The sequence below is a fragment of the Pseudomonas citrullilanati genome, from assembly GCF_030580855.1.
In the GTDB taxonomy this organism is placed as follows: domain Bacteria; phylum Pseudomonadota; class Gammaproteobacteria; order Pseudomonadales; family Pseudomonadaceae; genus Aquipseudomonas; species Aquipseudomonas citrulli.
In genome coordinates, this window is record NZ_JAUQOP010000001.1 from 337,580 (window position 1) to 348,100 (window position 10,521).

Here is a 10,521-nt window from a genome sequence, read left to right on the forward strand (position 1 = left end):
GGCTTGCCCGCGATGGGGGCCGCACAGGTACAGCTGGCTCAAAGGTTGACTGCTCCGCCTGCACGGCTCAGTCTCCCCAAGGCTTTTTCCAGACACAACAAGGAGGTCACCGATGCCCTTTGCAACCGTTGACGGACAACCGCTTCATTACCTGGACCGGGGCCATGGCCCGGTGGTGCTGCTGGGCAGCAGCTATTTGTGGGACCACACCATGTGGGCGCCACAGATCGAGGCGTTGTCCCGGCACTACCGGGTCGTCGCCCTGGACCTGTGGGGCCACGGCCAGTCCGGGCGCATGCCCGAGGGCATGGCGTCGCTGGATGACCTGGCTCGCCAGGCACTGGCGTTGCTGGACCACCTGCACATTGACTGCTTCGACCTGGTGGGCTTGTCGGTGGGCGGGATGTGGGGCGCGCGGTTGGCGCTGGCGGCGCCGCAGCGGGTCAGGAAGCTGGTGCTGATGGACACCTACGTGGGCGTCGAGCCGGAGCCGACCCGCCAGTATTACTTCTCGCTGTTCGACAAGATCGAGGCCAGCGGCAGCATTCCCGAAGCGCTGCTGGACATCATCGTGCCGATCTTCTTCCGGCCGGGCATCGATCCGCAATCCTCGCTGTACCAACAGTTTCGCGCGAGCCTGGCGGCGCTGCCGACCGAGCGCCTGCGCGACAGCATCGCGCCGCTGGGCCGGATCATTTTCGGCCGCGACGACATCCTCCCGCGCCTGGGCGAACTGGACGCCGGGCGCACCCTGGTGATGTGCGGCGACCAGGACAAGCCACGGCCCCCGTCCGAAGCGCTGGAGATGGCCGAGCGGATCGGTTGCCCCCACGTGCTGGTCCCGGAGGCGGGGCATATCTCCAACCTGGAAAACCCGGGCTTCGTGACGCAGGCGCTGCTGGAGTTCCTGCCTGGCTGACGTTCGGCATTCGCGAGCAGGCTCGCTCCCACAACAGTTCGGTGTTCACCGGCCAGGGTGTGGGAGCGGGCCTGCTCGCGAAGAGGCCCGCCCAGTCGACATCATTTCGGCCCGAGAATCTTCACCAACTTGTCCGGCGACGGCGCGCCTTGCTGCTGTTGCAGCTCGCCCTGGTCATCCAGGTAGAAAATCGCCGGGGTCGCGGTCAGTTCCAGTTCGTCCATCAGCTGCTGGTTGGCGTCGATTTTGGCCTGGATCGCCGCCGGGATGTCCTTGAGGGGCTTGAGGGCGCTGCCCTTGCCGGCCTTCTCGTGGGTTTCCAGGGCTTTCTCCGGGTCCTTGGCGGCCAGCAATGCCGCGGTTTTCCCCGGGCTGTCCTCGCGGATGATGCCTACCATGATGTGCCGCAATTGCACCTTGCCGGCCTTGACCCAGGGCCGCGCCTGTTCCCAGAACATGTTGCAGTACGGGCAGTTCGGGTCGCTGAACAGGTACACCGTGCGCGGCGCGTCCGGGCTGCCGTCGGCGATCCAGTGGCTGGCGGCCATCTTCGCCCACATGGCCTTGGCCATCGGCGCGTAGACCAGTTTTTGCAGCGGTTCCACGCTCAGGTCCTTGCCATCGGCGTCGTACAGGTTGCCCAGCAGCACATGCTGGCCGTCCGGCGTCAAATACAGCGCCATGCCGCGGTTCTGGTATTGCGCCGCGTAACCGCGCAGGCCATCCGGCGCCTCGAAGGTGCCGACGATCTTCGCGCCCTTGGCTTCGATCTTCTTGATCGCCGCAGGCAGCTCTTCGGCCTGGAGCAGCGGCGCCTGCAACAAGGCGGCGGTGAAGCCCAGGGTCAGCAGGTGGCGGAGGCGGGGCATGGGGATTTCCTTGTGGCAGGGTGGGGCGCCACGGACGAACCCGGCGCTTCGAAGTTTTCCAGGGCGCGGGCCAGGCTCGCTTCCGACAATTCCCCCAGGTGACTGCCCAGCAGGCGACCGTCGGCGCTGTAGAACAGGGTCGTCGGCAGCGCCATGGAGCCCACGGCCTGGCCGAGGCGACCGCTGCCGTCGAACAACACGTTGTCCAGGCTCAAGCCCTGGGTGGCGAGGTAGGTGCTGACGCTCTGCATGCTTTCGGCCTGGTTGACGAACAGGAACGTCAAGTCCGGCCGCTGCTGCTGGGCTTCTTCCAGCACCGGCATTTCACGCCGGCAGGGCGGGCACCAGGTGGCCCAGAGGTTGATCACCAGGGGGCCGCCCTGGTAGTCGGTGAGCTTGACGGTCTGCCCGTCGGCGGTGCGCAGGTCGATGTCCGGCAACCGCGTGCCTTGTTCATAGATCGTCAGCGACAGCGACGCCACCAGCCAGAACAGCAAGCCACTGCCGACACCGAACCCCAATGGCCGGCGCAGGGCCGGGCGACGGCGGGCCCACAGCAACGCGCCGATCGACACCGCGACGATCCCCGGCCAGGCCAGGAAACCGCCATCGCGCAGGTCGACGACTTGCCAGGCATCGTCCTGGTAATGGCTCCAGTAGGCGATGACGAAGCCGACCCGCGCGGCCAGCAGCCCCAGCAAAAACAGCACGAACAGCACCGACTCGGGGTTCTCGCCACCGCGCTTGGCCACCCGCCAGCCGACAAACGTCGCCAGCGCCAGGGCGCTGATCAACAGCAGGTGGTTAAGGGCGATGGCGAAGGTGCCGAGGGTGAGTGTCAGCATCAGCGTGCGTCCCGGGTGGTGTTCCAGCGCGCCAGGAACGCCTTGGCGTCGACTTCCCCGGTGATCCGCTGGCTGCGGCGCTCTTCGCCGTCGGCGCCGATCCACAACAGGCTCGGTGGCCCGGGCACCTGGTAGCGGCCCAGCAACGCACGGCTGGCGGCATTGTCAGCGGTGACGTCCAGGCGCAGCAGGCGCACGCCCTTCAGGGCGTCCTGCACTTCGGTGCGGCCGAACACCTGTTTTTCCATGATCTTGCAGGACACGCACCAGTCGGCGTAGTAGTCCAGCAGCACCCACTGGCCCTGGGCCTTGGCCTCGTCCAACTGCTGTTGCAGGGCGGCGGGCTCGCTGACCGTGACGAAGGCGTCATGGGCGTCGACGGCCGAACTGCCCGACGCGGCGCTGTAGACCTTGAGCGGCTGGAAGAAATCATCGCCACCGCCGGCCGCACCCACCACCAGGACGCTGCCCCACAGGCCAAACAGCAGCGATGCGCTGCCGCAGGCATAGGCGGCGTGGCCGAACCCTTCGGTCTGGCGCCAGGCGCTGTAGGCGGCGATCAACAGCAGCGCGCCCCACAGCCCGATCCACAGCGAGCCATCGATCACCGGGCGAATCATCAACAATGCCGTGCCCAGGAACAGGAAGCCGAACAGGCCCTTGAGCAGATTCATCCAGGCGCCGGGCTTGGGCAGGAAGCGATTGCCCACGGTCACCAGCAGCAACAGCGGCAGGCCGATGCCCAGGCCCATGGCGAACAGGATCAGCCCGCCGTGCAGCGCATTGCCGCCCTGGGCGATGTACAACAGCGCGCCGGCCAGTGGCGCGGTCATGCATGGCCCCACCAACAGGCCGGACAGCGCGCCGAGGATGCCGGCACCCACCAGGCTGCCACCGCGGCGCTCGCGCCCGGCGTTCTCCAGGCGGTCGCGCAGGGCGGCCGGCAACTGCAACTCGAAGAAGCCGAACATCGGCAGCGCCAGCAGCACGAAGATGGCCGCGAACGTGCCCAGCAACCACGGTTGCTGCAGCAGTGCCTGGAGGTTGGCGCCCAGCAGCGCGGCCAACACACCCATGGCGGCGTACACCAGGGCCATGCTGATCACGTAGCTGCCGGCCAGCGCCAGGCCGCGCCGCGCTCCGGCGCCGCTGCCCACCACCAGGCCCGCCAGGATCGGCAGCATCGGCAGGGAGCAAGGGGTGAACGCCAGCAACAGGCCCAGGCCGAAGAACACCAGCAGGCTCCAGCCCAAGGCTCGTTGTTGCAGGCCGCTGGCCAGGGCCTGGTCCGGCGCCTGGCCGCTGGCAGCGGCAGGTGCGGCACCGCCCAGGTCGACGATTTGCGTCTGGGGCGGATAGCACAGGCCTGCGTCGGCACAACCCTGGAAGCCGACCTTGACCTTGCCGGTGGCGCCGGCCGGGATCTTCAGTTCCAACGCCTGGCGATAGACCTGCTGGTCGCCGAAGAACTCGTCGCTGTGGGCCTCGCCCTCCGGCAACCGGGGCTTCTGCGCCTCGGCCAGGCCATCGAACCTGAGCCGCTGGCGATACAGGTAGTAGCCATCGGCAATCTGCCAGAACAGCTGCGTCTCGCCGGAGTCCAGGCGTTCGGAAGTGAACACGAAGGCCTTTTCCACCGGCAGGAAATCGGGTTTGGTTTCGAAGGGATTGGCGGCCTGGGCCAGGCCCGAAATCAGCAGCAGCCACAGCAAAAACAATCGACGCATGGATAAAGCCTTAGAACGAAGCAAGTGGAACGCACAATGGCGACTGGCGATTAACCGTCGATTAACCGGTGGCACCCGGGCAGCGATGATCGCCCAAACCGGGCGGACTCGTCGCATAATGTCGGCTTAATCGGCCGGCGGCCTAATGTACCTTTTTCCACGAGGCTTACCATGCGCGTACTGGTCTGCGAAGACGATGAGTTGATCGCCAGCGGCATTGTCGCCGGCCTCACGGCCCAGGGCCTGGCCGTCGAGCACGTCGCCACGGCGTCGGCGGCGCGGGCGATGGTCGGCGTGGCCGAGTTCGACGTCATGGTGCTGGACCTCGGCCTGCCCGACGAGGACGGCCTGAAGCTGCTCAAGCAACTGCGCCAGCAAGGCCTGGAGATCCCGGTGTTGATCCTCACCGCGCGGGATTCGGTGACCGACCGGGTCGACGGCTTGCAGGCAGGCGCCGATGACTACCTGCTCAAGCCCTTCGACCTGCGCGAACTCGCGGCGCGCCTGCATACCTTGCTGCGCCGCGTGGCGGGGCGCAGCGTCAACCTGATCGAGCATGGCCGGCTGACTTACGACCCGAGCAGCCGGGAAACCTCCCTGGACGGCCAGCCGGTTGACCTGTCCCGGCGCGAGCAATCGTTGTTGCAGGCGCTGCTGCACAGCCGTGGCCGGGTGCTGTCCACCGAGCAACTCAAGGACAGCGTCTACGGTTTCAACGACGAACTGGAAAGCAACGCCCTCAACGTCCATATCCATCACCTGCGGCGCAAGCTGGGCAACGGGATCGTCGAGACCGTGCGCGGGTTGGGTTATCGCCTGGGGCCTGCCGATGGCGGGGAGTCGTCCAAGTGATGAGCCTGCGATTGCGCCTGAGCCTGACCCTCGGCGCGGCCTTCGCCCTGATCTGGGCCCTGGCGGCGGCGTGGATGCTCAGCGACCTGCGCAACCAGATGATGTTTTCCCTCGACCAGCGCCTGGTAGCGTCGGCCCGGATGGTCGCCGGCCTGCTGGAGCAGTTGCCGCCCTTGCCCAGCAAGGGCGACGGCACGCATTTCAGCGCCGAGCAATTGAGTATCCCCGGGGGCATGGCCTGCCAGGTCAGCTCCTTGCGTGGCGAAATCCTGGCCCGCAGCCACGGCACCCCCGAGCAGGCCCTGGAGGCGGAGAAGATGGGCTTCCACGACCAGATGATCGACGGCGCACCCTGGCGCAGCTTCACCCTGGCCCGGGGCGATGTGCGCATCACCACCGCTGACCGCCAGATCGAACGCGAAGCCCTGAACATGTCGATCCTCCTGGCGGCCTCGGTGCCGGTGGGCGTGGCGCTGCTCGGTTGCCTGTGCCTGTTGTGGCTGGGTATCGGCCAGGGCCTGGCGCCGCTCAATCGCATGCGCGACGCGCTGATGCGACGCAACGCCGACTCCCTGGAGCCGTTGCAGATCCATCCGCTGCCCAGCGAGCTGCGGCCGTTGCTGGAGACCCAGAACCAGTTGTTCCAGCGCATCGGCAAGACCATCGAGCGCGAACGGCGACTGACCGGCGACGCCGCCCATGAACTGCGCAGCCCGCTGACGGCCATCAAGACCCACCTGCAAGTGGCGCGCATGACCGAAGGCGCCGCCCGCGACCAGTCCCTGGCCCGGGCCGAGGAGGGCGCCGATCGCCTGCACCGCACCCTGGAGCAATTGTTGCTGCTGGCGCGGGTGGAAGGCAGCCTGTCGTTCGACGATGGCGTGCAGTGCAACGCCGAGCAGGTCGCACGGCTGGCGATCCAGGACGCGGCCAGCCAGGATTCCCGGCGGATCAAGCTGCACCTGGCCCCCGGGCTGTCCGAGGCGCCGGTGCAGATGCCGGCGGTGCTGTCCATCGCTGCCGTGCGTAACCTGCTGGATAACGCCCTGCGTCATACCCCGGGCGATACCGAGGTGGAACTGAACCTGGAGATGATCGGCCAGCGGGTTCGCTTCCAGGTGCGTGACCACGGGCCGGGCATTGCCGCCGAGGATATCCAGCACCTGACCCAACGTTTCTGGCGCAACGGCCAGAGCACGGGCTGCGGTTTGGGCCTGGCGATTGTCCAGGCCATCGTCCAGCGCTGCGGCTGCGACCTGCATTTCGACAGCCGGGCGGACGGGCTGCGGGTCGAATTGACGATGCCGGTGCAATCGCTGCCAGGTTGATCCCGGCGGCGGCGAAGCTTTTTCCCCCGGGGCTAAATCCCGGCCTCGCTGGTGCGTTTCCACATTCAGGAAACTGCACATGTGTGCACAGCGAGGTCCAGAGATGCCAGTCGCCAACCGCCTTATCGAAGCACCCCCGGCCGGGCCCGGCCCGGAACCGGCCGAGACGCTCTATCAATTCACCGAGTCGCCGCTGCTGGCCCGCCAGAGCCGCCAGGAGTCCAACGCCCGCAGCTACCCCCGGCGCATACCCCTGGCCCTCAAGCGGGCGCGGGGCTTGTATGTCGAAGACGTCGAAGGACGCACGTTCATCGACTGCCTGGCGGGCGCCGGCACGCTGGCGCTGGGGCATAACCACCCGGTGGTGATCGAGGCGATCCAGCAGGTGCTGGCCGATGAACTGCCCCTGCACACCCTGGACCTGACCACGCCGGTCAAGGACCGCTTCGTCCAGGACCTGTTCGGCCTGTTGCCGGCGGCCCTGGCGGCCGAGGCGAAGATCCAGTTCTGCGGCCCCACTGGCACCGATGCGGTGGAAGCGGCCCTCAAGCTGGTGCGCACCGCCACCGGACGCAGCACGGTGCTGTCGTTCCAGGGCGGCTACCACGGCATGAGCCAGGGCGCACTGAGCCTGATGGGCAGCCTGGGGCCGAAACGCCCCCTGGGCGCGTTGCTCGGCAATGGGGTGCAGTTCATGCCGTTTCCCTACGATTACCGTTGCCCGTTCGGGCTGGGCGGCGCCCCAGGCGTGAAGGCCAACCTGCATTACCTGCACAACCTGCTCAACGACCCCGAGGCCGGCGTGCAATTGCCGGCGGCGGTGATCGTCGAGGTCGTGCAAGGCGAGGGCGGGGTCATCCCGGCCGACCTGGATTGGCTGCGCGGCTTGCGGCGGATCACCGAACAGGCCGGCGTGGCGCTGATCGTCGATGAAATCCAGAGTGGCTTCGGCCGGACCGGCAAGATGTTCGCGTTCGAGCACGCCGGGATCATCCCGGACGTGGTCGTGCTGTCCAAGGCCATCGGCGGCAGCCTGCCGCTGGCGGTGGTGGTCTATCGCGACTGGCTCGACACCTGGCTGCCGGGCGCCCACGCCGGGACGTTCCGCGGCAATCAGATGGCGATGGCCGCCGGCTCGGCGGTCATGCGCTACCTGGTGGAGCACGACGTGCCGGCCCACGCGGCCGCCATGGGCGAGCGCCTGGGCGAACACCTGCACATCCTGCAGCGCGACTTCCCGCAGCTGGGCGATATCCGGGGTCGCGGCTTGATGCTCGGCGTCGAGCTGGTGGACCCCCACGGGACGCCGGACGCCCTGGGCCATCCGCCGGTGGATGGGCAACTGGCGCCACGGGTGCAGCGTGAATGCCTCAAGCGCGGGTTGATCCTGGAGGTGGGCGGTCGCCAGGGCAGTGTGGTGCGGTTCCTGCCGCCGCTGATTGTCACGGCGGCGGATATCGACCGGATCGCCGACATTTTCGGGCGCGCCTTGGGCGCGGCCGTCACCGACGCCTAATTTTCACCCGGATCCAAACGTTCCTTTCATACCCCGGCTGCGCATGCGCCGCAGCGAACCTCGAACAAAGATGGAGAGACACCCATGACTTCAGTATTCGACCGCGAGGACATCGTCTTTCAGGTCGTGGTCAACCACGAAGAGCAGTATTCGATCTGGCCGGACTACAAGGCCGTCCCCGAAGGCTGGCGGACCGTCGGCAAGAGTGGCTTCAAGAAGGAATGCCTGGCCTATATCGAAGAGGTCTGGACCGACATGCGCCCACTGAGCCTGCGCAAGAAGATGGAAGAGCAGGCGGCTGCGGCTCACTGATACCGAATGGCTGTTTTTGTGGGAGCGGGCTTGCTCGCGAACGCGATCTGTCTGTCGCTCAAGTGTTGACTGACACACTGTCTTCGCGAGCAAGCCCGCTCCCACGGGGTTGGCGCCAGCAGCTATTTCCTTTGGGTATCAATGCCCACCAGAAAATCAATCAACGCCCGTGCCACCGCCGGCAACTGTCGATGGGGCGGATAGATGATGGAGAACGGCCGGCTGCGCCCGCCCACGTCCTCCAGCAACGCCACCAGTTCCCCGCGCTCGATGCGCTCGCGGACGATGAACTCATAGGTCTGGCAAATCCCCAGCCCGGCCTGGGCCAGGGACACGATACCCAGGACATCGTCGGACACCTGGACATTACCCGCCGGCAGCCATTCCCGATCCTCGAGGTTTTCGCGAAACAGCCACGGGGCGATGCGCCCGCTGCTGGGCATCACGAAGGGCAGGCACGCGTGGGCGGCCAGTTCGTCGATGTGTCCGGGCGTGCCGGCGCGATCCAGGTACCGCGGGGCGGCAACGAGGCAGAGGCGGGCGTCTTCAAGCTTGCGTCCGACCAAGCCGCTGTCCGGCAACGGTCCGAGCCGGATGGCCAGGTCATACCCTTCGGCCACCAGGTCGACGTTGCGATTGGTAATGCTCAGCTCGACCCGCACCTGCGGGAACGCCTGGGCGAAGCGCGCCAGCAGCGGCGGCAGGCGGTAATGGCCATAGGTGGTCGGCACGCTCAGGCGCACCCGCCCGGAGAGGATGCCATCGCGGCCCTGGATCTGCCGTTCCGCGTCGTCGATCAGGGCAAAGGCCGAACGCGACTGTTCCAGGTACAGGCTGCCAGCGTCGGTCAGGTTCAGCCGTCGCGTGGTCCGTCGCAGCAGTTGCACGCCGAGCCGGGCTTCGAGACGTGAAAGGGTGCGGCTCAACACGGAAGGGGTGGTGCCCAGCGCCACGGCGCCGGCGCTGAGAGTGCCTTTTTCCACCACGGTGACGAAGGCTTCCACATCGGCCAGGTGATCGAATCGACGCGGCATTATTGCCTCCATAGGCCAAGTGATGTTCCGGGTGGCGAGTTTATCGCTGGCGAGCGCATCAATACAGTGGGCGCATCTCTTATCGAAGCGTCCTGGAGGCCTCATGAAAAAGCTCACTACCTTGGCAACGTCTGTCGTCCTGGCAGGTATCAGTGTCGCGGCCCATGCCGATAACGTGCTGGTGGTTCTGTCGGACGCCGATCATCTGGACCTGAAGGATGGCAAGGTCTTCTCTACCGGGTTCTACCTCAACGAATTGCTCCAGCCGGTGAAACTGTTGCTGGACGCCGGCCACCAGGTGACGTTCGCGACCCCCGAGGGCAAGGCACCGACGCTGGACCGGTCCTCGGTGGACAAGATGTACTTCAATGACGACCCGGCGGAGCTGGAGCGCTACCAAGCGTTGCTGGCGCAGTTGAACATCACGTCGGCCAAGGATTCCCCGGTGATCAGCCTGGCCCGTGTCGAGCAGATCGGTCTGGATCGGTTCGACGCCTTGTACATCCCCGGCGGGCATGCGCCGATGCAGGATCTGCTGACGAGCGCGCCGTTGGGGCGGGTGCTGAGGCACTTCCATGACCAGGGCAAGACCACCGCACTGGTCTGCCACGGACCGATAGCGCTGCTGTCGACCTTGCCTGACGCCAAGGGCTTCGTAGGCCGGTTGGCCACCCGGGGCCAGGCTTCGGCCGAGGCCGGCTGGATCTATTCCGGGTACAAGATGACGGTGATCAGCAATCAGGAAGAAGAGCTGGCCAAGGGGCTGCTGGGTGGCGGGAGCATGAAGTTCTACCCACAAACCGGGCTGGAACAGGCGGGTGGGCAATACAGCAGCAATACCTCGCCGTGGACGTCCCATGTGGTGACGGACCGGGAGTTGATCACCGGCCAGAACCCGGCGTCGGCGCTAGAAGTGGGGCAAGTGTTGGTCGAGCGGTTGAAGCACTGACCCAGGAATACCCTGGTTCCCCTTGTGGGGGCGGGGGGGGGGGGGGGGGGGGGGGGGGGGGGGCCGCGGGGGGGGGGGGGGGGCGGGGGGGGGGGGGGGGGGGCGCCCCCCCCCCCCGCGGGCGGCGCCGCCGCCAAACGACCCATACCTGCGGGCCGGCCGCGCGGGCC

The 10,521-nt window shown here is 67.0% G+C and carries 10 protein-coding genes; 6 read left to right on the forward strand and 4 right to left on the reverse strand.

What is annotated here, in order from left to right; genetic code table 11:
* The first annotated feature begins 112 nt into the window (after nt 1-112).
* Nucleotides 113-919, forward strand: coding sequence for an alpha/beta fold hydrolase (locus tag Q6A48_RS01445; protein WP_304551378.1), 807 nt, complete (start codon nt 113-115; stop codon nt 917-919).
* Nucleotides 920-1,020: 101 nt separating this feature from the next.
* Here Q6A48_RS01445 and dsbG read toward each other — a convergent pair whose 3' ends face one another.
* Genes dsbG through dsbD form a run of 3 tightly spaced genes read right to left on the reverse strand, consistent with a single transcriptional unit; the run spans nt 1,021 to nt 4,360 of the window.
* Nucleotides 1,021-1,788, reverse strand: a complete 768-nt coding sequence (gene dsbG / locus Q6A48_RS01450; protein WP_304551379.1) for a thiol:disulfide interchange protein DsbG — start codon at nt 1,786-1,788, stop codon at nt 1,021-1,023.
* A complete protein-coding gene (locus Q6A48_RS01455) occupies nt 1,764-2,633 on the reverse strand; it encodes a TlpA family protein disulfide reductase (protein ID WP_304551382.1) in 870 nt (289 codons plus the stop codon). The genes dsbG and Q6A48_RS01455 overlap by 25 nt, the downstream gene beginning before the upstream one ends.
* Nucleotides 2,633-4,360 carry a protein-disulfide reductase DsbD gene (dsbD, locus tag Q6A48_RS01460; protein WP_304551384.1) on the reverse strand — a complete coding sequence of 576 codons (1,728 nt, stop codon included), beginning with the start codon at nt 4,358-4,360 and terminating at the stop codon, nt 2,633-2,635. The genes Q6A48_RS01455 and dsbD overlap by 1 nt, the downstream gene beginning before the upstream one ends.
* Nucleotides 4,361-4,531: 171 nt before the next feature.
* Here dsbD and Q6A48_RS01465 point away from each other — a divergent pair, with 171 nt between their 5' ends.
* The 4 genes from Q6A48_RS01465 (at nt 4,532) to Q6A48_RS01480 (ending at nt 8,368) form a co-directional block, all read left to right on the forward strand.
* Entirely contained in the window at nt 4,532-5,212 is a 681-nt protein-coding gene (locus Q6A48_RS01465) for a response regulator (RefSeq protein WP_304551386.1), read from the forward strand.
* A complete protein-coding gene (locus tag Q6A48_RS01470) occupies nt 5,209-6,540 on the forward strand; it encodes a sensor histidine kinase (RefSeq protein WP_304551388.1) in 1,332 nt (443 codons plus the stop codon). The genes Q6A48_RS01465 and Q6A48_RS01470 overlap by 4 nt, the downstream gene beginning before the upstream one ends.
* Before the next feature lie 103 nt (nt 6,541-6,643).
* A complete protein-coding gene (locus Q6A48_RS01475; RefSeq protein ID WP_304551390.1) occupies nt 6,644-8,056 on the forward strand; it encodes an aspartate aminotransferase family protein in 1,413 nt (470 codons plus the stop codon).
* A gap of 84 nt (nt 8,057-8,140) precedes the next feature.
* Complete coding sequence (locus tag Q6A48_RS01480; protein ID WP_063322270.1) at nt 8,141-8,368, forward strand: MbtH family protein; 228 nt, start codon at nt 8,141-8,143, stop codon at nt 8,366-8,368.
* A 122-nt stretch (nt 8,369-8,490) separates the two neighbouring features.
* Here Q6A48_RS01480 and Q6A48_RS01485 read toward each other — a convergent pair whose 3' ends face one another.
* Entirely contained in the window at nt 8,491-9,402 is a 912-nt protein-coding gene (locus tag Q6A48_RS01485) for a LysR family transcriptional regulator (RefSeq protein ID WP_304551398.1), read from the reverse strand.
* A gap of 103 nt (nt 9,403-9,505) precedes the next feature.
* On the opposite strand from Q6A48_RS01485, the gene Q6A48_RS01490 reads away from it, so the two are divergent.
* Complete coding sequence (locus Q6A48_RS01490; RefSeq protein WP_304551399.1) at nt 9,506-10,351, forward strand: type 1 glutamine amidotransferase domain-containing protein; 846 nt, start codon at nt 9,506-9,508, stop codon at nt 10,349-10,351.
* Nucleotides 10,352-10,521 lie beyond the last annotated feature (170 nt).